This is a genomic window from Flavobacteriales bacterium (assembly GCA_026129465.1).
GTDB lineage: Bacteria > Bacteroidota > Bacteroidia > Flavobacteriales_F > PHOS-HE28 > PHOS-HE28.
The window spans coordinates 1,114,389-1,136,266 of record JAHCIA010000001.1 but is presented as its reverse complement, the minus strand read 5'-3'; the positions used below and the strand labels follow the sequence as shown (position 1 = coordinate 1,136,266).

At 63.2% G+C, this 21,878-nt stretch carries 21 protein-coding genes and 1 tRNA gene; 11 read left to right on the top strand and 11 right to left on the bottom strand.

Going from position 1 to position 21,878, the window contains the following annotated elements; translation table 11 throughout:
- Positions 1 to 185 precede the first annotated feature (185 nt).
- Positions 186 to 1,310 (bottom strand): hypothetical protein, encoded by a 1,125-nt coding sequence (locus KIT10_04825; GenBank protein ID MCW5898573.1) that lies wholly within the window; start codon positions 1,308 to 1,310, stop codon positions 186 to 188.
- A 41-nt stretch (positions 1,311 to 1,351) separates the two neighbouring features.
- On the opposite strand from KIT10_04825, the gene KIT10_04820 reads away from it, so the two are divergent.
- Positions 1,352 to 1,642, top strand: a complete 291-nt coding sequence (locus KIT10_04820; protein MCW5898572.1) for a hypothetical protein — start codon at positions 1,352 to 1,354, stop codon at positions 1,640 to 1,642.
- 26 nt (positions 1,643 to 1,668) lie between these two features.
- Here KIT10_04820 and KIT10_04815 read toward each other — a convergent pair whose 3' ends face one another.
- Together KIT10_04815 and KIT10_04810 are read right to left on the bottom strand one after the other, a co-directional pair.
- Positions 1,669 to 2,733: a hypothetical protein gene (locus KIT10_04815; GenBank protein ID MCW5898571.1), complete on the bottom strand. Its 1,065-nt coding sequence runs from the start codon at positions 2,731 to 2,733 to the stop codon at positions 1,669 to 1,671.
- Positions 2,734 to 2,739: 6 nt separating this feature from the next.
- Positions 2,740 to 3,024: a hypothetical protein gene (locus tag KIT10_04810; protein ID MCW5898570.1), complete on the bottom strand. Its 285-nt coding sequence runs from the start codon at positions 3,022 to 3,024 to the stop codon at positions 2,740 to 2,742.
- A gap of 75 nt (positions 3,025 to 3,099) precedes the next feature.
- Between KIT10_04810 and KIT10_04805 the strand changes: the two genes are divergently transcribed.
- Positions 3,100 to 3,825 (top strand): hypothetical protein, encoded by a 726-nt coding sequence (locus KIT10_04805; GenBank protein ID MCW5898569.1) that lies wholly within the window; start codon positions 3,100 to 3,102, stop codon positions 3,823 to 3,825.
- Between the two features lie 7 nt (positions 3,826 to 3,832).
- Here KIT10_04805 and KIT10_04800 read toward each other — a convergent pair whose 3' ends face one another.
- Entirely contained in the window at positions 3,833 to 4,888 is a 1,056-nt protein-coding gene (locus tag KIT10_04800; protein ID MCW5898568.1) for an AraC family transcriptional regulator, read from the bottom strand.
- Positions 4,889 to 5,005: 117 nt separating this feature from the next.
- On the opposite strand from KIT10_04800, the gene KIT10_04795 reads away from it, so the two are divergent.
- Complete coding sequence (locus KIT10_04795) at positions 5,006 to 5,713, top strand: hypothetical protein (protein ID MCW5898567.1); 708 nt, start codon at positions 5,006 to 5,008, stop codon at positions 5,711 to 5,713.
- A 26-nt stretch (positions 5,714 to 5,739) separates the two neighbouring features.
- Complete coding sequence (locus KIT10_04790; GenBank protein MCW5898566.1) at positions 5,740 to 6,708, top strand: c-type cytochrome; 969 nt, start codon at positions 5,740 to 5,742, stop codon at positions 6,706 to 6,708.
- Positions 6,709 to 6,724: 16 nt separating this feature from the next.
- Here the strand turns inward: KIT10_04790 and KIT10_04785 are convergent, their stop codons facing one another.
- A complete protein-coding gene (locus KIT10_04785) occupies positions 6,725 to 7,321 on the bottom strand; it encodes a hypothetical protein (GenBank protein ID MCW5898565.1) in 597 nt (198 codons plus the stop codon).
- 78 nt (positions 7,322 to 7,399) lie between these two features.
- Between KIT10_04785 and KIT10_04780 the strand changes: the two genes are divergently transcribed.
- From KIT10_04780 to KIT10_04755, 6 genes are all read left to right on the top strand, one after another.
- Positions 7,400 to 8,140: a hypothetical protein gene (locus KIT10_04780; protein MCW5898564.1), complete on the top strand. Its 741-nt coding sequence runs from the start codon at positions 7,400 to 7,402 to the stop codon at positions 8,138 to 8,140.
- A gap of 143 nt (positions 8,141 to 8,283) precedes the next feature.
- Positions 8,284 to 9,051, top strand: coding sequence for a hypothetical protein (locus KIT10_04775; GenBank protein ID MCW5898563.1), 768 nt, complete (start codon positions 8,284 to 8,286; stop codon positions 9,049 to 9,051).
- A gap of 135 nt (positions 9,052 to 9,186) precedes the next feature.
- Positions 9,187 to 9,924, top strand: coding sequence for a hypothetical protein (locus tag KIT10_04770; GenBank protein ID MCW5898562.1), 738 nt, complete (start codon positions 9,187 to 9,189; stop codon positions 9,922 to 9,924).
- A 12-nt stretch (positions 9,925 to 9,936) separates the two neighbouring features.
- Positions 9,937 to 10,728 (top strand): hypothetical protein, encoded by a 792-nt coding sequence (locus KIT10_04765; protein ID MCW5898561.1) that lies wholly within the window; start codon positions 9,937 to 9,939, stop codon positions 10,726 to 10,728.
- The gene (locus tag KIT10_04760; protein MCW5898560.1) at positions 10,725 to 11,456 is read left to right on the top strand and encodes a hypothetical protein; all 732 of its coding nucleotides are present in this window, start codon (positions 10,725 to 10,727) and stop codon (positions 11,454 to 11,456) included. The genes KIT10_04765 and KIT10_04760 overlap by 4 nt, the downstream gene beginning before the upstream one ends.
- Positions 11,453 to 12,181, top strand: coding sequence for a hypothetical protein (locus KIT10_04755; protein MCW5898559.1), 729 nt, complete (start codon positions 11,453 to 11,455; stop codon positions 12,179 to 12,181). The genes KIT10_04760 and KIT10_04755 overlap by 4 nt, the downstream gene beginning before the upstream one ends.
- A 27-nt stretch (positions 12,182 to 12,208) precedes the next feature.
- On the opposite strand, the gene KIT10_04750 is transcribed toward KIT10_04755, so the two are convergent.
- Positions 12,209 to 13,651: a hypothetical protein gene (locus tag KIT10_04750; protein ID MCW5898558.1), complete on the bottom strand. Its 1,443-nt coding sequence runs from the start codon at positions 13,649 to 13,651 to the stop codon at positions 12,209 to 12,211.
- Between the two features lie 148 nt (positions 13,652 to 13,799).
- Here KIT10_04750 and KIT10_04745 point away from each other — a divergent pair, with 148 nt between their 5' ends.
- Positions 13,800 to 14,651 carry a hypothetical protein gene (locus KIT10_04745; GenBank protein MCW5898557.1) on the top strand — a complete coding sequence of 284 codons (852 nt, stop codon included), beginning with the start codon at positions 13,800 to 13,802 and terminating at the stop codon, positions 14,649 to 14,651.
- A gap of 85 nt (positions 14,652 to 14,736) precedes the next feature.
- Here KIT10_04745 and KIT10_04740 read toward each other — a convergent pair.
- From KIT10_04740 to KIT10_04720, 5 genes are all read right to left on the bottom strand, one after another.
- Positions 14,737 to 14,810, bottom strand: a tRNA-Asp gene (locus KIT10_04740).
- A 93-nt stretch (positions 14,811 to 14,903) separates the two neighbouring features.
- Positions 14,904 to 15,827, bottom strand: coding sequence for a DUF58 domain-containing protein (locus KIT10_04735; protein ID MCW5898556.1), 924 nt, complete (start codon positions 15,825 to 15,827; stop codon positions 14,904 to 14,906).
- A gap of 123 nt (positions 15,828 to 15,950) precedes the next feature.
- On the bottom strand, positions 15,951 to 16,274 hold the full coding sequence (trxA, locus tag KIT10_04730; protein MCW5898555.1) for a thioredoxin: 324 nt from the start codon (positions 16,272 to 16,274) through the stop codon (positions 15,951 to 15,953).
- A 134-nt stretch (positions 16,275 to 16,408) separates the two neighbouring features.
- Positions 16,409 to 20,065: a DNA polymerase III subunit alpha gene (dnaE, locus tag KIT10_04725; GenBank protein MCW5898554.1), complete on the bottom strand. Its 3,657-nt coding sequence runs from the start codon at positions 20,063 to 20,065 to the stop codon at positions 16,409 to 16,411.
- A gap of 224 nt (positions 20,066 to 20,289) precedes the next feature.
- On the bottom strand, positions 20,290 to 21,816 hold the full coding sequence (locus tag KIT10_04720) for a hypothetical protein (protein MCW5898553.1): 1,527 nt from the start codon (positions 21,814 to 21,816) through the stop codon (positions 20,290 to 20,292).
- Positions 21,817 to 21,878 lie beyond the last annotated feature (62 nt).

The following is a 21,878-nucleotide window of genomic DNA, read 5'->3' as shown; positions in this document are numbered from 1 at the left end:
GGGGGCGGACATCGTCCCCGGGATCCGTGCGTTAGGGCGTACCGCCATGATCGCATGCGGATGACGGTGGACCGGGCGTGCTGCACTACGGCGTTCCGTGCAGGAAGAAGGTCTTCTGGAACCGCCCATCCGTGATCGCTCCCTTGTCCCGCAGCGCGCGGTGCCCATTCTTCATCTGCTCCAAGCTACCGCCGGTGAAAGGGATCACCAGAGGGATACACAGGCGGTACCACCGGCATTCCCGCCTGCTCCTGAAAGAACGCGATCAGTTCCGCCAGCAACGCTTCGTAGAGTTTCGCCTGCTCATGCAGGAGCGGCACATCGGGCACATTGAAGCGCCCCTGCCCAGCCTGCCGGATGAAGTACGCGCTGGTGTAGCTCTCGTGCGCGAACGGTTCCTTGGGGTCGAGGTAGCGTAGATCGCCGCGCACGCCTTGGAACAGCGGGAACGGCGGCTCGCCTTCGGTATCGGCCACCATTAGGATGGGCATCGGGTACGTGTGCGTGGTGATGGCCTCCAGAACGGTTGGCCACTTGTCGCGCACTTCGGCGGTGTCGGTCTTCCATTCCATGGTGGTCTCCAGGCTCACGAAGGCATCGGCGAGGCCGGGTTCATGCAGTGTGCACCAGCCTTCCTGCGCGCCCCAGCTGTGGCCGATGTAGAAGACCTTGCCGCCGCTGTTGAGCTGCCGCGCGAAGTGGAGCATGGTGCGGATGGAACCGCGGTCCGGCGCCCACACGAGCGGGGTGCCGTACTGGGCGTTCTCCAAGGGCCAGTGGAAGTTGCACGAGAGGAAGATGAAACCGTTCTCCGCGAAATGCTCGGCCATCCACACGTTCTCGTCGCTGAGGCCCTGTGCGCCGTGGTGGTAGACGACCACAGGCCGATCGGTGTTGCGCGGGAATGGCGCACGGCGGGCGTGGGTGGAGAGCGCGAAGAGGCTGTCCTTCACCTGCGCTTCGGTGAAGGGCGCGTAGTCGATGGGCTCGTCGCCGTCGATGGGATAGCGCAGGCAGTATTCGATGAAGGCGCTGTCCATGCGCAGCAGCAGTTCGTGGTACACGCGCTGCAATGCGGGATCCAGCGAAGGTGTGCGGAGTTGCTTGAAGGTCAAGGGCAGGGTGGCCGGTCGCTCATCCTCCGGGAACCAGGCCTGCACGAAGAGCGGTGCGGGGCCATCGTAGCCGAAGGCGGTGTAGTGCAGGCTGTCGTTGAAGAGGAGCGTGTCGGCGAAGGCGATGTGCCGGGGCGGCTGGCCTTGGAGCAGGCCGGACAGGCATACCCCCATCACAAAGACCGTGACGCGCATGGACGACAAGGTATCCGAAAAGAGGGACGATCTTCGCCGCGATGCTGGACACCCTCACCCTGGCCCGCCGCCTGAAATCCCTGCGCCGCACGGTGGAGATGCTGCGCACCGAGCTGCGGCACGGTCACCTGGACGAGGAGCTGATCGCGAACATCGACGCGCAGCTGGAGGACGGCATCGGCGGCGATCCGCGTAGCACGGAGTTGCGTGCTTTCGTGGACGCGCTGCGGGAGAGCACGTTGACACCCCGCGCGGAGCTGCTCGCCGACACGGTGCGCGCCTGCGACAAATTGAGCGACGCGATCGAAGGGGTGGTGGGCCGGTTGAGGTGAAAGCGGTCGGCTGGATCCGCTGTCCCTCAACGCCAAAGTGATTCTGTCCGCATGGTACCTGTGCCATGCTCCACGATCACCAGCAACGGCTCGGGCACCTTGTCCTCTTCGGGTGGCCGCGTGCCGTAGAACGCGGTCGATCCCTCGCCAGGCAGGATCTGCTGCAAGGCGAAGCGGTCGATGCCGGTGTCGGTCCTCCATAGCACCTTGCCTTCCAGGTCCACGCGTGCCAATATCGTGGTGCCTTTCAGGCCGGGTGCGGACGTGTAGACCATCAGCGCGCTGTCGGGATCGCGCAGGCGCAGCGGTTCAGCCGCATCGTGCGGACGGAGGAAGGCGGCATTGAAGTAGGCGGTGTCGCCCATGGGTTCCGTGGTGAGGATGGGGTGGCCCATGACGCCGGGCTCCGGGCTGAGTGTGCAGCGGTGGAAGCCGCGTTGCTGTTTCGCGCTCACCGCATCGCGCACACGCTTCAGCGAGAAGCCGGGCTTCAGATCGCGTGTGGCCTCTTCCGCGGAAAGCAACCCGAGCCAGGTGGTGGGGGAGGTGAAGAGACCCGCCGCGAGATGGTCCTCCACCTTCGGGCCGAAGGGCAGCGCATTGGTGCGCTTCGGTTCCGGCGGATCACGCAGTTCCGCGGGCGGCAGCAGCTTGAAGGTGCTGAGGTCCACGGCGCCCACGCCCGCCGCATCGAACCAGAGCGCGCGGCCATCGCTGCCGATCACCTTCGCCAGGGAGAAGGCATTGGGGCGCATGCCTTCCTTCAGCTTCACCAGTTGTGGCTTCGACCCATCGAGCGGCAAGATGAAGAGACTGATGGCGTAGGTGTCCTTGCTGTGGTCGCGGTTGGGCGAGGGGATGTAGGCCTCGAGCGTCTGGATGAGCACGGCGATGTGGCCGTCGGTGCGCACGGCATGGCCGATGGGCGTGCCGGGGCCGGGGTTGATGGAGAGCAGGTTCTTTCCCACGAAGACGATCATTGCCACGACGAGGGCGATCGCGCCCACGAGGAGGGCGAGCTTGAGGCGCAGGTCGCGGTAGCGCGCATACCAAGCGGCAGCCGCTTCGTTCGGGTCCCTTGCGGTGCTCATGGGGTGCTAGTGCGTGATGGTGATCCATCCTCCTTCCTCGTCGATCACCGCTTTGCAGCTGCTGGCCTTCTGGCGCACCACCTCGTCGCCCACGAAGCGCAGGATCTCCGCGCGCCGCTCCATGGCCCACGGATGCCCATGCCGCCACTCGCTGGCGCTGCCCATGTACACGATCGCCACGGCATCGCCCCCGCCGAACTCCCACCAACCCGTGATGCGGCCGCCTTCCGAGTCGTAGTACACCGAGCCCGAGCGCCCTTCTTCGGTGATGGTGACGGTGGCTTGACCCATGGGGCCGGTGGTTCCACGCGCACTACGACGCGCTGGTGTGCCGAAGATCGCGATCTTCACCGGCACACACACCGGATGTCCTGGAAGATCGCCCTGGTCGTCGCGCTGCTCACCGCGCTCGTCACCGCATTCGTCACGGCCTTCGTCGCGGACAAGGTCACGGGCATGCACGGCGTCAGCGACTTTGAGGGCAAACGTGGCATGGCGGTCGTCTTCCTGTTCATCCCGGCGGGCTTCATCGGCGGCTTCCTGCTGGGCCTGCTGGGTACCAAGTTGGTGGGCGCGGTGGAGTGGGCTCAGTTCTGGAAGGCGGCCGGCCTCTCGGTGCTCCTGGGCCAGGTGGCGCTTTTCGGCATCGCGGGCCTGAGCCTGCTCGGCATCCCACGCCCGCCGGAAGTACTGGGCGCTCCGCTCGCCATCGAGGTGGAGGTGATGGTGCCGCTGGAGCGCATCACCGACGGTGCTCGGGAGCCGGGCCGGATCCGCATGAGCCTCTACGCGGGCGACCAGGACAACCGCTCCGTGGCATTGGACACGGCGCGTTACCGCACAGCGGACGGCATGCTCATGGTGCCAGCACTTCTGCCGCTGAACAGCCGCTCGGCCACGCGCATCCTCAGCTTTCACATCGAAGAGCACACCTGGCTGGCCTTCGACTTTCCACTGCCGCCCACGCCGGACGCAAGCGATGCCTGGACCGAACCGGCGCCCTTGCGCGATGCACGCGTGGCGGGGTCGAATACGACCCTGTCTGATGTGCGGCTGCGGTACCGGGTGGTGATGTCGCCCGGGTCCGAATGAAAAGTCCTTATTTCTTCGCCTTGCGGAAGGCGTTCGGCGTGGTGCCTGTCCAATGCCGGAAGGCCCGCTGGAAGGAAGTGACCTCGGCGTAGCCCAGGCGCAGCGCGATATCGGTGAGGGTGAGGTCCGGGTTGCGCAGCAGGTTGCGCGCGATCTCCTCCTTGATGGTCTCGCCCAGTTCGCGGTAGGTGGTGCCCTCCTCCTTGAGCCTGCGTTGCATAGTGCGAGGGGTCATGTGCAAGGCATCGGCCACGGCTTCCAATGGCGGGAAGGTGACCTGCAGGTTGCGCAGCACGGTACGCCTCACCTGTTCGATGAAGGGCGCGTCACCGGCCTGTCGGCGCAGTTCGCCTTCCAGCAGGTCCTTCAGCATGGCATTGAGTCCGGGGTTGTAGCCCACCACCGGGGCGCGCAGATCGGCCAGTGAAAAGACGATGGTGTTGGACGCCGCACCGAACAATGGGCGGCAGCCCAGCACACGCTCATGTTCGCTGAGATCGGGCAGGCGCAGGTAGCGGTAGAGGACGCGCAGTGGACGCACCGGCCGACCGGCGAGCAGGTGGAACACGCGCAACAGCCCGGCATAGCCGATGTCCACGCTATGGCGGGCCGTCTCGGGCGATACATCGTTCCATACCTGGATCGGTTCGCAACCATAGTGCACATCGTCTCCTTTCACCTCCAGCGTGAAGGTGTACAGCCGCGTGAACGCGCGCGTGTAGTCCTGCATGCTGTGCAGTGCGCCAAGCAGGTCGGGGCTGCTTTCCATGAGGTGGCCGGTGAGGCCCAGCACGGTGGCCGAGGTGCGTTGACCCACGTGCAGGCCCAGCCAGGGATCGCCAGAGACATCGAGCGCGGCGTCCATCAACGCGCAGTTGCGCGCCAGGTCCAGGCGCAGGTCGGCGCGGTCCAGGTCGGCAGGGTCCAGGCCCGCCGCGCCGCAGATGGCCGCGATGCCCTGCGCATTGCCGCCCGCCGCCAGCACGATGTTGCGCAGGATGGGCATGGAGACCCAGAGCGCATCACCGCTGGCTTCCGATGGGGCTGGCGTGCCGCTGTTCATGCGCCGCCAAAATAGTCGTGCACAGCGCTTGGCGTGAAGTGCCAGCCGATCGTCGGGCCTTGACAGTGGCCATGGACCGGGCCGCCGGGAGTTTTGCCCCCATCAAACAACGACCACATGGAACGCGATCGGAACTACCTGCGCACCGTTGGCGGACTGGCGATCCTGGCCGGTCTGCTCGCGGCCGCCACGCTCATCGTCGGCGCCTTCGCCGTGGACCTCGACATGGAGGCCTTCAGCGACCCCGCGCGTACGCTGGACCACGCCCACAACCACCAGCTCGCCTACTGGTTCAACATCCTGGACCTATTCGGCTATTACCTGCTGATGATCCCCCTGGCGCTGCACCTGCACCGGCAGATGCGCTACCGCTCGCCCTGGGTGCCGCTGATCACGCTGGGTGGTGTGGCCTACGCGCTGATCGGCAGTGCGGGCGCCGCAGTGCTCGCTGCGGTATGGCCGGACCTGATGCGTGAGCACCTCACGGCATCGAGCGACGAGCAGATGATCCTCGCTGTGGCCTTCCGCACCGTGACCCTGGCCGTGACACAGGGCTTGTGGAACATCCTCGAAGTGCTGTTCGCCGCCGTGTGGTGGATCGGGCTCGGACTGTTATGGAAGCCCGGGCCGCGCGGCCTCAGCGTGCTTTCGCACATCACTGGTATCGCCTGTCTGCTGGATGGCGTGGGCAACATCCTCGGAATCGGCCTCCTCGCCGAACTGGGCCTGAACGTGTACCTGCTCATGGGCATCATCTGGCCCATCGCCGTGGGCATGCGCCTCATGCGCGAAGCGCGCGGCGGCGACCCATTGACCATCGACTGAACGCTTCCACCAACACCACCACAACGATGCGCACCTTCAAGAAGATCCTCATCTGGTCGGGCCTCATCCTCCTCTTCCTCACCATGCTGCTCTCGGCCACCGTGGCCCTGCGGCAGGACCTCCGCTACGAGGCGCCTTTCCCCGACATCCACGCCCGCATGGACAGCGCCACCATCGCCCGCGGCGCCTACCTGGTGCATGGGCCCGCCCATTGTACCGGCTGCCACACCGACAATGCGCATGAAGCCGCGCACCTCCGTGGCGAACCCGTCCCCCTGCACGGCGGCTTCGCCTTCCATCTGCCGGTGGGCACGCTGTACTCGAAGAACATCACCGGCGACAAGGAACACGGCATCGGATCGCTCACCGACGCGCAGATCGCGCGGAGCCTGCGCTACGGCGTGGGCCACGACGGGCGGGCCATCTTCGACTTCATGCCCTTCTACATGCTGAGCGACTCGGACCTCACGGCCATCATCAGCTACCTGCGCACGGTGCCCGCCGATCCCACGCCGGTGCCGGACCACGACCTGAACATGCTGGGTGCGGTGGTGAAGGCCTTCCTGGTGAAGCCCATGGGACCGTTGGACAAGCCGCGTCCGTCACAGATGAAGCCCGATACCACGGCCGCTTACGGCGACTACCTGGTGAACAGCGTGGCCAACTGCCGGGGCTGCCACACGGCGCGTGACCTCACCAACGGTGCCTTCATCGGACCCGACCTCGCAGGCTGGAAAGGCATGGCGGGCCATACGCCCGGCACCTTCTTCAACACGCCCAACCTCACGCCCGACCCGGAGACCGGCCATCTCTACAACTGGACCTTCGACACCTTCCGCAACCGTTTCCGCGCGGGGCCCACCTTCCCGGACAGCCCGATGCCATGGGCCAGTTTCGCCCGGATGAGCGACGACGACCTGAAGGCGATCTGGAACTACCTGCGCGACCTGAAGCCGGTGTACCACGAGACCGGGCCGATGAAGCCGCGGAGTTGACGGCACATGGACCCGCTCATCGGATGAACACGAATAGAATGCCCTGGTACACGGCGAAGGCCAGCCAGCCCGCCACGCGCGCCTTGCCGTTCGGGAGCCCGTGTACCAGCCGCGCCACCATGGGATACAGGATGGCGAAGGCCACCACATAGAGCAGCAGGTAAAGCCAGATGATGGCCAGCGTGGTGCTGGGGCGCACGATGGCCGCCATCCATTGCGCGGGGTCGATCGCGCCCATGATCAGCAGCAGGCCGATGATGGCATCGGGGATCAGTGTGCATAGCGTGGCCCATGCCGTGGTGGGGCCGATGAGCGCCACGGTGTCCTCGAAGCTGCCCGTGCCGCCCAGCCAGCGGGCCAGCAGGTGCATCACAGCGGCGGCCAGTAGGCCGGTGAGGAAGATGACCGGTGTGGTGAAGAGCGGCTCCCATGTGAAGTAGTTCTCCGTGGGGATGGCCAGCCAGGAGGGCATGCCGGGACCCACACCGCCCAGCGCCAGCAGCACGATGGCCAGGCTGTAGGCGATGCCGATGAGCAGCAGATCGCGCAGGCCCATGCGCAGGCGGCGCGGGTGGGCGAGACGGAGGCGCAGGAGCTGTTCCAGGTGGCGCATGGGGAGGGTGCTGACAAAGTTCGGCGCGAGCGCTTGGGCAAGGATCCCTTTGCCGACATTCGCTCGACCCTTGCCTCCATGCCCCGCATCTTCAACGCCATCCGCCAGCGGCTCCTGAAGGAGAGCCGCCTCACGCGTTACCTGGTCTACGCCGTGGGCGAGATCCTGCTGGTGGTGATCGGGATCCTCATCGCCTTGCAGGTGAATGGTTGGAACCAGGCCCGGCAGGCACGTGAGGCGGAGTGCACCGTGCTGCACAAACTGCTTGTGGACCTGCGCGCCAATGCGACACACTTCGAGCAGGAGCAACTGAAGATGGAACGTCAGAGGACGCATACACAGCTCCTGCTCGACATCATGCGAAGCGACCCGGCTCCAGAGGCGCTCGGCGCATTGGATACCCTGCTCTTCCAAGGCACGGAGGTGGTGATCCTGCAGCCGCAGCTGGAATACCTGCACAGCGTGCTGAACAACAAGATGGAGCTGATCGCGGACGACGAGGTACAGGAGCGGCTCACTCGATTCCCTGCGGTACACAACCGGTACAAGGCCGCCGAGGCCATCCTTCGCGGCATCACCACCAACCGGCTGCGCCCCCGCATGCAGGAGTACATCTACCTGCGCGGCCTGAACCCCGCCCACCAGGAGTTCCCCAGCGACCGGCGCGCCCTCCTCGCGGACCGCACCATCGCCAACATGCTCACGGACCGCTATTGGGAAATGGGCGATTGGTTCAAGGGGATGAAGGCCTTGCGCGAGGAGAACGAACTACTCATCGCCAGCATCGAGGCGTATCTGTCGCGCAGTTGCAAGAAATGATCGAGAGCCATGCTCCGCATCTTCAACGCCATCCGACAGCGGATGCTGACCCCGACCCATATGCCGTCCCTACGGGACTTTTGACCGAACAGTACCCATCCATTCAACCAAGATGACGTCCCTACGGGACTGAGCGAACATCCATGCCACGCATCTTCAACACCATCCGCCAGCGGCTCCTGAAGGAGAACCGCCTTACCCGCTACCTCGTCTATGCCGTGGGCGAGATCCTGCTGGTGGTGATCGGGATCCTGATCGCCTTGCAGGTGAACAACTACCGTGAGTCGCAGCATACGAAGGCACGGGAAAAGGTCTTCTTGCACGGTCTCCGTTCGGACCTGCGTCTGAACATCACGGAACTGGAGCGGAGCATCGACATGTACAGTACCGCCGTCCGTTCAGCGTCGATCATGATCGACTGTTTCGAGAGGAGGCACGAGCTCTCCCCGGATTCGTTCAGCTACCATACGATAAATGTCCTCTACAGGGAACCCTTCCATCGCAACAACAGCACGATGAAGGAACTGATCAGCTCGGGCAACTTGGGACTTCTTGCGGATGACAGCCTCAAGAACGAGCTGCTGCGTATGGAACTCGGGTACGACCGCATCGATTTCTTCCAGGATCACATCCGCCACGACTATGAGGAATATCTCTACAGCACATTCTTCCGCATCGGTGATATCGGACAGACCTTCAAGACCTATCTCGCCATGGCAACAGCGGGCGATCGAACCGGCACGACGCCCATGGCACCGGAAGTGATCGCGCTGCTGCTATCGGACCGGGCCTACAAGAACGGCTTCTCCCTCTGCGTGATCAACGGACAAGGCATCATCGCGCTTTTGCAGGACATGGTACTTTCAACTGAACAAGCGTTGGCCCGGATCGATGCGCAATTGAACAGATGACCCATGGCATGCATCTTCACCACCATCCTCCACCGAATGCTGATGCCACCCCCATGCCGTCCCTACGGGACCGATCGGACGGTCAGTTCTGAAGCTCTAACCACATGTCGTCCCTACGGGACTTAGAACACCTCCATGCCTCGCATCTTCAACGCCATCCGCCAGCGGCTCCTGAAGGAGAACCGCCTCACGCGTTACCTGGTCTATGCCGTGGGCGAGATCCTGCTGGTGGTGATCGGCATCCTCATCGCGTTGAGCATCAACAACGCCAGTGCGGAGAAGAAAACCCGCGGCAAGGAGCTGGCGCTGCTCCAGGAAATGCAGAAGAACCTGACGACCGACCTGCAGGATGTGCGTTACAATGTCACTGGGAACAAGGAACGGATCCGCGCCAACGAATCCGTCCTGAAAGCCCTTCAGGACAGGGCTGCACTGGACGACAGTCTGAAACATCACTTCGGGAACATCCTGGGCAACTACCAGATCAGCGAGAATACCGCCGCTTGGGAGAACCTGAAGTCCGTGGGCATCGACCTGATCTCCGATGACAGCCTCCGCAATGCCATATCAGCTCTGTACTCCACGAAGTACGCTTACGTGGAGAATGTCGAGAAAGGATTGGATGATGGCTATCAATGGGACCATGTCTATCCGCAAGTATTGGAACACCTGAACATGGAAGCCTTGTGGAAGGCGGCCATGCCTGTGGACCATGAGCGGCTCATGGATGACCGGAAGTTCCAAGAGGTGCTAAAGATGAACCTCTTCATCCGCCGATACATGCAAGGGCAGTACGAGATGATCGAGGGCGAGATCACGTCCATCCTGGAAATGCTCGACGCGCACGTGAAGCGCCTTGAAGACCGAATGTGAACGAACCACACCATGCCCCGCATCTTCAACGCCATCCGCCAGCGGCTCCTGAAGGAGAACCGCCTCACGCGTTACCTGCTCTATGCCGTGGGCGAGATCCTGCTGGTGGTGATCGGGATCTTGATCGCCTTGCAGATCAACAACTGGAACAACGAACGGGGCAACCGGGCGCGCGAGGTGAAATACCTCAACGGACTGAAGGCCGACCTGGCGATGGATCTGGGCAAACTGGCCGAGTTCATCACGGACAAGGAGCGGAAGACATCCTCCGGATCACTCCTGCTCAAGCAGGCACCACCCACAAGCGCGGCGGAGATCCGCTATGTGGACTCCCTGTCCTGGAACGTGTTCGTCTGGAAGACCTTCGTGCCCAGCACCAAGACCCTGAACGAGTTGATCGGATCGGGCAACCTCAGCTTCATCACCAACGACTCCATCAAGACCAGGGTCCTCGACCTGGCGCAGCGATACGAGGGCCTGGCCGTGCATACCGCGCACATGCGCCGGGAGTACGACATGTACCTCTATGACCGCGCGATGTTACTTGTGGAACAGGTCCCATTTCTGGATTGGGAGCGTACGCTCGCCACCAACAAGTTGGCCTTGAAGGTGGAGGACAGTGAAGCGCGACTGGCCACGCTGGGTCAACAATGGGCCACCTTGCTGCAGGACATGGCCTACCAGAACGGATTGAAGCTCGCGATCCTGAACAACAATGCGATGCTTCAGGACTGCATGGAGATGGTCCGCGAGATCGAAGGGACCATCGCCCTCATCGATAAGGAGATCCACGAAGCGCCATGATCAAATTCTTCCGCTCCATCCGCCAAAGCCTGCTGGCCCAGGGGCGCTTTACGCGTTACCTCACCTACGCCGTGGGCGAGATCCTGCTGGTGGTGATCGGTATCTTCCTGGCCCTGCAGCTGAACAACTGGAACGCCGAGCGGAAGCGCAGCGAGCAGGAGCTGGCGCTGCTGATCGAGATGCGGGAGAACCTGCTACGAGACCTGGAGGATTGCCGCGACAACATCATCACGCAGATGCGATTGGGACGAGCACAAGAGGTGGTCCTGAAACACCTGGAGGAGCGTACTCCCTTTCACGATTCGTTGCGTATCCACTATGGCAACCTGATGGGTTCCACCATGCTCACCATGAATACGTCGGCCTACGACAACCTGAAGAGCATCGGCTTCGACCTGATCCGCAACGACAGCCTGCGCAGTGCCATCACACGCCTGTACTCCGAACGCTACCGGTTCGTGGCGATGATCGAGATCGAACAGGACTTCCACCTCCAAAAGGTGGACATGGGGTCGCAGCTTTATGAGAAGGTGGTGATGGATACCATGTGGAAGAACGCGTATCCGGTCGATGTGGACGCCTTGATGAACGACAACAAGTTCAAGGGCGTGCTGCGCATGAACAAGTTCAACAAGGGCTTCATGGTAACGATATATGAAGGCGTCGAGCAACAGGTCCAGGAGCTCATCGCACAGATCGACAAGGAACTTGAACAGCGCCGCAAATGATCCGCTTCTTCCGCTCCATCCGCCAAAGCCTGCTGGCCCAAGGCCGCATCACACGCTACCTCACCTACGCCGTGGGCGAGATCCTGCTGGTGGTGATCGGGATCTTCCTGGCCCTGCAGCTGAACAACTGGAACGCGGAACGCAAGCGCGATCAGCAGGAGCTGGGGCTATTGGCCGAGATGCGGGAGAACCTGGCGATGGACCTGAAGGACTGTCGCTACAACATCGAGGCGAACCAGCGCTATGAACGCGGCAACCGCGCCGTGTTGAAGCACCTGACCGAGCGCACGCCTTTCCACGATTCCCTGCGTGTGCACTACGCCAACCTGTTCGGGAGCACCACGCTCACGGCCAACACCTCGGCATACGACAATCTGAAGAGCATCGGGATCGACCTGATCCGCAACGATAGCCTGCGCCGCAAGATGACCGCACTCTACTCGGAGCGCTACGACTACTTGAAGAACCTTGAGTTCGAGGCGGATGGAAGGATCCAGATGGACCATATTCTTCCGCAAGTACACGCCAAGGTGCTGGTGGATACCATGTGGGTGAGCGGCCAACCCTATGACGCGGTCGCCTTGATGGATGACCGGACCTTCCAGGGAGCGCTGCGCACCAACCTGTTCATACGGGAATGGATGGTGAAGATGTATGGCACCACCGAGAAGCGCATCACGAAGCTGATGGAGATGATCGACCGGGAATTGGAGGCACGGCGATAGAATGGTCGGCTCGCAGCCTCTGGTGGTCTACTCCTTCACCAACCTCACATTGTCCGCGCCGCCCCATGCATCGGTCACTTCCAAGATGAAGACGCCGGCCGGCAAGGACGATACATCCACGAACGATCCGTGCAGGTGGCCTTCCGCCATGGCTGCTCCGGAGACCGACCGGATGCGCCAGCGCACCGGGATGTGACCGTGCCATTCCACCTGGATCCGATCATGGGTCGGAACCGGGAATACCCGGATGGCTGGACCACGCAGAGGGAAGTCCGTGATCGCGGTGGGAAGTCCCTGCCCCAAACGCAAGGTGGAACCCCCGGTGACGTAGACATTGTTGTCCGTGCCCAGCGCGAAACCCTGCGCGTTGCCGCTGCCCGCCGTGATGTACCATGCCCCGCTGCCATCGCTGTTCACTTTGCAGACGCCCATATTGAAGAGGATGCCGGCGCACAGGTAGGCGTTGTCGTCGGCATCGAGCAGCATCTGGGCGTGCAGCAGGAAGATGTTCGGCCCATCGGCATCCGGGTTGGACCACAACTGGGTACCGCTCACATCGGCTTTGAGGAAGGCCGCGCCACCACCGCCACCGGCCGGGAAGCCACTCACCACCGGGCCGCCATCGCTCGCCACCTCCACGCGGTAGGCGGTGATGGCATAGGTGTTCTGCCACAACTCGGCTCCGGTGGGTGACAGTTTGCGGATCACGCTTCCGCCTTGCGTACCATGCACGCAATAGGTGTTGCCGGCCCCATCACCGGCCGCATCGCCGATCGTCTGGCTGGTCACACCGGGCAGGCTCCAGATGCTGTTGCCGTCGCGGTCGATCTTGGCGTAACCATTGAGGATCCCGGTGATGCTGCGTGCGCTGATCACCAGGTTGCTATCCGGTGTGAACTTGATGTTCACCGGGGCTCCGATCCCCACCGGATCGAACCAGGACCAGACCGGTGCGCCGTCAGGCCCGAGCTTCTTCACTTGGGTCACCATGCCGTTGGGCCCCATGCCCAGCCCGACCACATAGATGTTGTTGGCCATATCCACCAGGCATTTGCGCGTGGAGGAGCCATCGAAGTCGCTCTCGTACTCCACCCGCCACAGGAACTGCCCCTCGGGGCCGAACTTCATCACCAGGGCGTTCGCGTTCACCGGGTTGCTGAAGCCGCTCATCACCGTGCCGGCCACGATGGCGTTGCCCGCTTGGTCGGTGGCCACCCAGGTGGCGCGGTCGAAGCGCGTGCTGCTCGTTTGGTCGTAGGCGGCCTGCCAAAGCTCCGCACCATCGCTGTTCCGCTTGATCAGCGTGATATCGCCGCCGAGGTTGGCGTCGTAGTTGACGGTGAAGACGCTGTTGTCCTGGTCCAGCGCGATGGAGAGCCCTTGGACTGGTTGGTTCCAGTCCACGGTGACCTGGGCGAAGAGGGCGTGGCCGGTGTAGGACAGGACCAGGAGAAGCGATGCCTTTCGCATGGAGGTATCCAGTTGGTGTGGCTTGGGCAACGAAGGTGGAAACAGGCCGCTCGGGAGCCCATGACACCGATCAGCCCGGTTCGCGATACACACCGGCTTCCGCAATGATCGCCCACCCAGCGCGCGTTCCAACTGAAAGCTCTCCACCATGCTTCGTTCCAACCTGATCGCCGTGCTGGTCATTTCCGTGGCACAAGTCCTACCCGCCATGGACCGGATCCCGCTGGATGAGGTCCTGCGTCGTGGTGCCATCTCGCTACAGGTGACGGCCGCCGACGAAGCGACCGGCGGCGACGTGAAGGCCGTGGTGCGGAACACCTCCGGTGCCACGGTGCGCACCACCATTCCGGCGGGCTGGGTCTTCACCAGCATCGACGAAGGCGTGCAGGACCTGCTGGTGGTGCGGGAGGAGGTGCTGGACCTTTCAGCTGGCGCGTCACGCACGGTGGTCTGCCGCGCCCTGTGCACCCAAGGACCCTTGCGTGGGCCGCAGGAAGGCGAACCCTATCGGCCGGGCCAATGGGCCGCCCCTGGACTCGTGGCTGTGGCGACGGCCATAGCGGCGGGCGACTACCCGGACGACCTGGCCCAGTCGGCCGTTTGGGTAATGAGCGATGGCTACAGCATCGCCGGCATGGGCTCCCTGGACAGCAGCGCCACGGACACGCTGCGCCTGGTGGTGAGCCGCCTGAGTGGCCAGCCGCCACCGCGTTACAGCATGCGGTTCAGGGCCGAGGAGGACCGCATGTGCAGCGGCGTTCCGGAAGCGATCCAACGGGCCCTTGTGGTGGATGCGCCGGCAGGCGTGCGTTTCCATGCCATCGTCCTGGACCGGCGGGGCAGGGTGATGCACGTGCTTCACCGGGATACGATGCTGGACCGGGGCGTCCACCGGCTGGTGTTCGAGGTGCCTGTGTTGGACTGGCCACCGGGCCCCTATGCCATCCATGCCTGGACCCAGCAGGATGCCGGGGTGCACCGGCTGCCGTTCACCCTGTGACCGGACGGGCCTGCCCGCATCTTCGCCATGCTGCGTGCGGGATGTTGGCTACAAATGAAAAAGCCCCTGGGCCAGGGGCTTCTTGCGGACCGGACGGGACTCGAACCCGCGACCTCCGCCGTGACAGGGCGGCATTCTAACCAGCTGAACTACCGGTCCGTTCAGCCCCGCATTTCCGCGAGGCGGGTGCAAATGTAAAGTTCTGATCGGAAGTTGGGATGTTCGGCGTTCGCCAGGCGCCCGGGCCGGGGTTCAGTAGAGCCTGCCGCGCTTGGTGAGGAATTCCAGCAGCACCGGTTCGAAGCCCTTGTTGATGTCGGCCTCCACCAGATCGATGCGGTACTGGCCGCACTTGAGCTTGAGGCGGTGCCAGCGCTCGGACATGGCGGCCTTGTATGCCTCACGCACCTCGCTGGGGTGGGCCTTCACCTGCTCGCCGCTTTCCACGTCCACGAAGGTGTAGGGGCGGTCCTGCAGGTCCAACTCCAGTTCATGCTTGCGGTCCACCACGTGGAAGAGGATGATGTCGTGCTTGTTGAAGCGCAGGTGTTGCAGGGCCTCGAAGACCTCCGCCTCGCGGTCGGCACTGTCCAGCATGTCGCTCAGCACCACCACCAAACTGCGGCGGTGGGCACGCCGTGCGATATCGTGCAGGGCCTCTACCACACCGGTGACCTGCCCACGCGCCGGAGCTTCCTCGGCCAACAGCCCTTCGAGATGTACCATCAACTGGCGCAGGTGAACGGCGTTGCTGCGGGTGCGCTCGGTGAGTTCCACCTGGTCCCTGAAGACCGTGAGCCCCACGGCATCGCGCTGCTTGCGCAGCAATTGGATGAAGGCCGCCGCGGCATGCACGGCGAATTCCATCTTGTTGAACTCGCCGGCCTCTTCCTTCGCCGGGAAGTACATGGAGGAGGAGGCGTCCACCACCAGCTCGCAGCGCAGGTTGGTCTCCTCCTCGTAGCGCTTCACGAAAAGCTTGTCGGTGCGGGCATACAGCTTCCAGTCGATGTGGCGCGTGCTCTCACCGCTGTTGTATGCGCGGTGCTCGGCGAACTCCACGCTGAAGCCGTGGAAGGGGCTCTTGTGCAACCCGGCCAGGAAGCCTTCCACCACCTGCCGCGCCTTGAATTCAAGGGCGCTGAGGGCTTGGATGTGTCGCTGTTCGATGGGCATGCGGAAGCAAAGGTCGGGAGAGAATGGTGAGGAACTGGAAAGCCCGGGATGGCCCGGGCTTTCGGTCGCTTTGGCAGGGGTGGCTACTTCATCGCCACCATCACCATGCTCGCTTCTTCACATTCACTGGGCCAGCTGCCCATCCAGCTTCTGCACCAGCGCGCTCTTGGGCACGGCGCCCACGGCACGGTCCACCACCTCGCCATTCTTGAACACCAGCAGCGTGGGGATGCTGCGGATGCCGTACTTCATGCTGATGGCGGCGTTGTGGTCCACGTTGAGCTTGCCGATGACGGCCTTGCCATCGTATTCCTTGGCCAATTCCTCCACCACGGGACCCACCATGCGGCAGGGGCCGCACCATTCGGCCCAGAAGTCCACGAGTACGGGCTTGTCGCTCTTGAGGACGAGTTCTTCGAAGTTGCTGTCGGTGAATTCGAGTGCCATGTGCTTGCTGGTGCGCCGAAGCGCTTGAGGGTTGATGTACGGTCCTTCCTTGCGGATGCAAAGGTACCGCTCGCCCCGCGAAGTCCTTGCCATGGAAAGCAACCTGACGGAAAGGCAGGGTTCCAAGGGGGGCGTCAATTCAACGACCACTTCACCTCAGCAAGACCGTCCAGGCCTCTGATCAACTCTTCCGTCACCGCCACGCCTTGCAGTTTGCTGGGTGCTTCCACGCCCACTTTCTCCAGTTGGCTGGAGAGCTTCACGTTCACCTTGCAATTGCCGGGGCTGGCTTTGAGCAACTGCCCCAGCTCGCGTGCCGCATCATCGGTCACTTGATCGGCGTCCACCACCAGGTTCAGTTTGGTGATGTACTTCTCGCGGACGTCGCTGAGCAGGTCCACACTCAGGATCTTGAACTCGGGCTGGCCTTCATCGCGGCCCCAGGTGCGCAGGCTTACCCGGCCCTTGATGAAGAGCAGCGCGCCGCTCTGCAGGAAGTGCTTGAACTTCAGGTAGTCCTCGCTGAAGAACATGAACTCGTGGTTGCCGTGGTGGTCTTCCAGGGCCATGCTCCCGAAGGGCTTGCCGCTCTTGGCGATGCGGTGTTCGGCCTTGGTGACGATGCCGGCGAAGGCGATGTCGCGGCCGTTGAGGGTGGCAAGGTCCTTCAACTCCGGCAGGGTGCAATTGCACAGGTGCTGGATCTCCAGCCGGTGGTCGTCCATGGGATGGCCGCTGAGGTAGAAGCCGATCACGTCCTTCTCGTAATGCAGCTGTTCCAGCGCGCTCCAGCCCTCGATCTGCGGCACGGCCGGTTCGGGGATGTTGGCGCCCTCCACGTCGTCGCCGAACATGCTCACCTGGGCGGCCTCGGCATCGCTCTGGCACTGCTGGCCGTAGCGCACGAGGGTCTCGATCCAGGTGGGCTTGCCTTCACCGGCGCTGTGGAAGAAGCAGGCGCGAGGCACGCCGAGTCCGTCGAAGGCACCCGCGTAGGCCAGGCTTTCCAGGGCTTTGCGGTTGGCGGCGCGCAGGTCCGTGCGGCGCACCATGTCGAACACGCTGTTGAAGGGACCGTTCTTCCCGCGTTCCTGCACGATGGCCTCCACGGCGCCTTCACCCACGCCCTTCACGGCGCCCAGGCCGAAGCGGATCTCACCCTTCTTGTTCACGCTGAACTGGTAACCGCTCTCGTTCACGTCGGGACCCAGCACCGGGATCCCCATGCGGCGGCACTCCTCCATGAAGAAGGTGACCTTGTCGATGCTGCTCTGGTTGTGCGTGAGCACGCTGGCCATATACTCCGCCGGGTAGTTGGCCTTCAGCCAGGCGGTCTGGTAGGCCACGAAGGCGTAGCAGGTGCTGTGTGATTTGTTGAAGGCGTACTGCGCGAAGGCCTCCCAGTCGGTCCAGATCTTCTCGCACACCTTGGGGTCGAAGCCGCGCTCCTTGGTACCCTCCAGGAACCTGCCCTTCATCTTGTCCAGCGTGGCGCGGTCCTTCTTGCCCATGGCCTTGCGCAGCACGTCCGCATCGCCCTTGCTGAAGCCGGCGAGCTTCTGGCTGAGCAGCATCACCTGCTCCTGGTACACGGTGATGCCGTAGGTCTCCCCGAGGTATTCCTCCATCTCGGGCAGATCGTACAGGATCTTTTCCTGGCCGTGCTTGCGCTTGATGAAGTTGGGGATGTATTCCATGGGCCCCGGGCGGTACAGGGCGTTCATGGCGATGAGGTCGCCGAACTGGTCGGCCTTCAGCAGGCGGAGCCACTTCTGCATGGGGGGGCTCTCGAACTGGAAGGTGCCGTTGGTCTCGGCGCGCTGGTAGAGCGCGTAGGTCTTGGGGTCGTCCAGCGGGATCTCGTCGATCTCGATCCACCGCCCCGTATTGGCCTGGACCATGCGCAGCGCATCGCGGATGATGGTGAGGGTCTTCAGGCCCAGGAAGTCCATTTTGATCACTCCGGCGTCCTCCACCACCTTGCCCTCGTACTGCGTCACCAGCAGCTTGGCGTCCTTGGCGGTGCACACCGGCAGGATCTCCTTCAGGTCCTTGGGAGCGATGATGATGCCGGCCGCGTGGATGCCCGTACCGCGCACGCTGCCCTCGAGCTTTTCGGCCTCGCGCAGCACATCGGCGGTGAGTTCGCCGCTCTCGAGGATCTCGCGCAACTGCTTCACCCCGGCCATTTCATCAGCGCCGAGGTTCTCCTTTTCCTTCAGGCTCTTGGGGCCTTCCAAGGGGGCGCGCAGCACACGCCCCAGTTCGATCCCGGGCCGCTCGGGTACCAGCTTGGCCAGACGGTCCGCCTCGGCCAGCGGCAGGTCCAGCACACGCGCCACGTCGCGGATGCTCAGCTTGGCGGCCATGCTGCTGTAGGTGACGATGTGCGCCACCTGGTCCTTGCCGTACTTCTCCACCACGTAGTCCAGCACTTTCTGCCGGCCTTCGTCGTCGAAGTCGGTGTCGATATCGGGCATGCTCTTGCGCTCCGGATTGAGGAATCGCTCGAACAGCAGGTCGTACTTGATGGGGTCGATGTTGGTGATGCCGATGCAATAGGCCACCGCGCTGCCCGCCGCGCTGCCACGCCCCGGCCCCACGAACACGCCCATGCCGCGGCCCGCGTTGATGAAGTCCTGCGTGATGAGGAAATAGCCCGCGAAGCCCATGGTCTTGATCGTGAACAGCTCGAAGTCGAGGCGCTCCTTGATCTTGGGGTCGAGGGAATCTATGCCGCCCACGAGCCCGGCCTCCGCGCTGCTGCTGGCCGCTGGCCCCTGGCCGCTGGCCAGCCACCGCCGCACCGCCCCCTCGTACGTCAGGTGCCGCAGGTACTCATCCTGGTCGGTGAAGCCCGCAGGGATCTGGAAGTTGGGGAGGAGGATGTCCTGCTTCAGCTTCAGCGGTTCGATCTTGTCGACGATGCGTTGCGTGTTGTCCAGCGCCTCGGGGATGTCGTGGAACACGCGCGCCATCTCGTCCCTTGTCTTGAAGAAGAACTCGTCGTTGGCGAAGGCGAAGCGGGTGCCCTTGGGCTTGCTTTCCTCATCATCGAAGTCCTTGGCGCTGGGCGTGCTCTGCTTCTCGCCGGTGTTGATGCACAGCAGGATGTCGTGCGCGTTGGCGTCCTCGCGCTCCACGTAGTGGCTGTCGTTGCTGGCGATCACGGGCACGTTGTACTTGGCTGCCCATTTCAGCAGCACGGCGTTCACTTTGTCCTGGTCGCCGATGCCGTGGCGCTGCAGTTCGATGTAGTAATCCTCGCCGAAGAGGTCCAGCCACCAGCGGAACTCCTGCTCACCGGCTTCCTCGCCCTTGCGCAGGATGGTGCGCGGCACGCTGGCGGCCAGGCAGCAGGTGGTGGCGATCAGGCCCTTGTGGTACCGCAGCACCAGTTCCTTGTCGATGCGCGGGTACTTGCTGTAGAAGCCCTCGATGTAGCCCAGGCTGCAGAGCTTGCTCAGGTTGGCGTAGCCCTCGGCGTTCTTGGCCAGCAGCAGCTGGTGGTAGCGACGGTCCTTCTCCTCGCGGGTGAACTGCTTCTTGTGGCGGTCCTCCACCAGGTAGAACTCGCAGCCCACGATGGGCTTCACCTTCAGGCTGCCGTCCTCGTTCTTGTGCTTGCCCGCTTCGGCCACGAACTTGAACACCCCGAACATGTTGCCGTGGTCGGTGATGGCCAGGGCGGGTTGGCCGTCGGCGATGGCCTTCTTGTACAGGTTGGGGATGGCGGCGGCGCCGTCGAGGAGGCTGAACTGGGTGTGGACGTGGAGATGGGAGAATTGCATGATGTGCTTCGTGCAGGGGGCACTACCGGATCGTCAGTTGCTGGTTGTCAGTTGTCAGGACCCGCGCTGGCAAGGGCCTCGTCGCGACTACGCACGGACAACCGACAACTGCACCCTGACAACCGCGCCTTGGGTGGCCGAAGTTACCCGGCGGGGGTGGGAGGGGAGGGGATCAGTTTTCCACAACCCGCTTCGCGAAGGTGTCGTGGACAGCAGGCATCATCTCAATACCCGCACGCCTTGTAGAAGGCCCTGGCATCCGCCGTGAATTTCTCCAACTCCGTGCGGATGCTGTACATCATGTGCCCGGCGTTGTAGTAGGCCATGGTGACGTTGTCCCGGTACTCCTCATGCAGGAAGAGATGGTCCACGGTGTATTCCGTGGCGAAGTAGGGTGTGGCCAGGTCGTAGTAGCCGTTGCAGATGAGCACCTTCAGCCGCGGGTTCTTGTGGATGGCCGAACGGAGCGTTTCGGCGTTGTTCAGGAAGTGGTTCTCCTCGCAGCCCCAGTTCCAGGGCCGCACCTTGCCCGTGAGGATCTCGTAGACCATGTCGCTGTTCTCGTAGCGCAGCGTGTTGCGCAGATGGTCGTTGATGGCCATGGTGTATGGCCCGTAGATGGTGAGGTTGTAGCTGGGGTCGAAGTCGAAGCCGTCGCCGGCGTCGCTGCGGTCGATGCCTTTTACCGTGCCATCGAAGCGCCCGATGGTGCGGCCCTCCTCGCGCAGCAGCTCCTTGGTGAAGGCCCGGGTATTGATCCGGTGATGGTTCCGCGCAATGACGTCCGGGCCGATGCCCATGTAGGCGCTGAGCCGTTCCGCCATGGCATCTCGTTCCTCCTTGTTGGTGCGTGTGCCTTTCATTAGGAAGAGCGTGTAATCGGTGATCGCGAAACGTTCCACCTCGCGAAGGAATTCCTGTTCCACCGGGAAGCGGGCCTTGTCGATCTTGCCGTGGTGGTAGGCGGTGGCGGCGAAGCTGGGCAGATATAGCGCGTAGGGCAGGTCATTGCCTTCGGTGTCGCGCAGCGTTTGGAAGTTCATCACCGCGCTGATGAGCACGATGCCATTGAGGTACATGCCGTGGCGGTCCTGCAGATAGCCTGAAAGCCCCGCCGCGCGCGTGGTGCCGTAGCTCTCACCAGCGAGGAACTTGGGCGAGGCCCAGCGGCCGTTCTGCGAAACGTACTTGTGGATGAAGTCGCCCACGCTCTTGAGATCCTCGGCGTAGCCGGTGAACTCTTTCTTGTCCACCTCCTCGGCCGGGCGGCTGTAGCCGGTTTCGATGGGGTCGATGAAGACGAGATCGGTCTTGTCCAACCAGGAATAGTTGTTGTCGACCACCGAATAGGGTGGTGGCGTGCTGGTGCCGTCATCCTCCATCGTCACCCGCTTCGGACCCAGCGCACCCATGTGCAGCCACACCGAACTGGAGCCCGGACCGCCGTTGAACACGAAGGTGACCGGCCGCTTGGACGGATCGGCCGCCTTGTCCTTGGGCTGGTCCTTGGTGTAGGCGATGTAGAAGTTGTGCGATCGTTTGGCGCCCTTCTCGTCCAGCATCACCAGGTGGCCGGTCGTGGCGGTGTAGGCGATGCGTTCCCCATTCACGGTCGCCTGGTGGCGTGTGACGCTCGGCTCCGGGTACCGGTAGACGATCGGCTTGGCCTCCTTCTTCTCCTTCTCCTGGGCGTATCCGATGGCCGGCACGATCAGGAGCAACATGGTGACGAGGTGGTACGTGGTCCGCATGGGCGCAATGCTAGGGATCGCCCGGGCGGCGTGCAAACCGGTGGAAGGGACTTTCAACCCCG

What these genes read in the sequence shown, in the direction of transcription:
- KIT10_04825 (MCW5898573.1), bottom strand. Translation starts at nt 1,310, where the DNA reads ATGCGCGTCACGGTCTTTGTGATGGGGGTATGCCTGTCCGGCCTGCTC.
- KIT10_04820 (MCW5898572.1), top strand. Translation starts at nt 1,352, where the DNA reads ATGCTGGACACCCTCACCCTGGCCCGCCGCCTGAAATCCCTGCGCCGC.
- KIT10_04815 (MCW5898571.1), bottom strand. Translation starts at nt 2,733, where the DNA reads ATGAGCACCGCAAGGGACCCGAACGAAGCGGCTGCCGCTTGGTATGCG.
- KIT10_04810 (MCW5898570.1), bottom strand. Translation starts at nt 3,024, where the DNA reads ATGGGTCAAGCCACCGTCACCATCACCGAAGAAGGGCGCTCGGGCTCG.
- KIT10_04805 (MCW5898569.1), top strand. Translation starts at nt 3,100, where the DNA reads ATGTCCTGGAAGATCGCCCTGGTCGTCGCGCTGCTCACCGCGCTCGTC.
- KIT10_04800 (MCW5898568.1), bottom strand. Translation starts at nt 4,888, where the DNA reads ATGAACAGCGGCACGCCAGCCCCATCGGAAGCCAGCGGTGATGCGCTC.
- KIT10_04795 (MCW5898567.1), top strand. Translation starts at nt 5,006, where the DNA reads ATGGAACGCGATCGGAACTACCTGCGCACCGTTGGCGGACTGGCGATC.
- KIT10_04790 (MCW5898566.1), top strand. Translation starts at nt 5,740, where the DNA reads ATGCGCACCTTCAAGAAGATCCTCATCTGGTCGGGCCTCATCCTCCTC.
- KIT10_04785 (MCW5898565.1), bottom strand. Translation starts at nt 7,321, where the DNA reads ATGCGCCACCTGGAACAGCTCCTGCGCCTCCGTCTCGCCCACCCGCGC.
- KIT10_04780 (MCW5898564.1), top strand. Translation starts at nt 7,400, where the DNA reads ATGCCCCGCATCTTCAACGCCATCCGCCAGCGGCTCCTGAAGGAGAGC.
- KIT10_04775 (MCW5898563.1), top strand. Translation starts at nt 8,284, where the DNA reads ATGCCACGCATCTTCAACACCATCCGCCAGCGGCTCCTGAAGGAGAAC.
- KIT10_04770 (MCW5898562.1), top strand. Translation starts at nt 9,187, where the DNA reads ATGCCTCGCATCTTCAACGCCATCCGCCAGCGGCTCCTGAAGGAGAAC.
- KIT10_04765 (MCW5898561.1), top strand. Translation starts at nt 9,937, where the DNA reads ATGCCCCGCATCTTCAACGCCATCCGCCAGCGGCTCCTGAAGGAGAAC.
- KIT10_04760 (MCW5898560.1), top strand. Translation starts at nt 10,725, where the DNA reads ATGATCAAATTCTTCCGCTCCATCCGCCAAAGCCTGCTGGCCCAGGGG.
- KIT10_04755 (MCW5898559.1), top strand. Translation starts at nt 11,453, where the DNA reads ATGATCCGCTTCTTCCGCTCCATCCGCCAAAGCCTGCTGGCCCAAGGC.
- KIT10_04750 (MCW5898558.1), bottom strand. Translation starts at nt 13,651, where the DNA reads ATGCGAAAGGCATCGCTTCTCCTGGTCCTGTCCTACACCGGCCACGCC.
- KIT10_04745 (MCW5898557.1), top strand. Translation starts at nt 13,800, where the DNA reads ATGCTTCGTTCCAACCTGATCGCCGTGCTGGTCATTTCCGTGGCACAA.
- KIT10_04735 (MCW5898556.1), bottom strand. Translation starts at nt 15,827, where the DNA reads ATGCCCATCGAACAGCGACACATCCAAGCCCTCAGCGCCCTTGAATTC.
- trxA (MCW5898555.1), bottom strand. Translation starts at nt 16,274, where the DNA reads ATGGCACTCGAATTCACCGACAGCAACTTCGAAGAACTCGTCCTCAAG.
- dnaE (MCW5898554.1), bottom strand. Translation starts at nt 20,065, where the DNA reads ATGCAATTCTCCCATCTCCACGTCCACACCCAGTTCAGCCTCCTCGAC.
- KIT10_04720 (MCW5898553.1), bottom strand. Translation starts at nt 21,816, where the DNA reads ATGCGGACCACGTACCACCTCGTCACCATGTTGCTCCTGATCGTGCCG.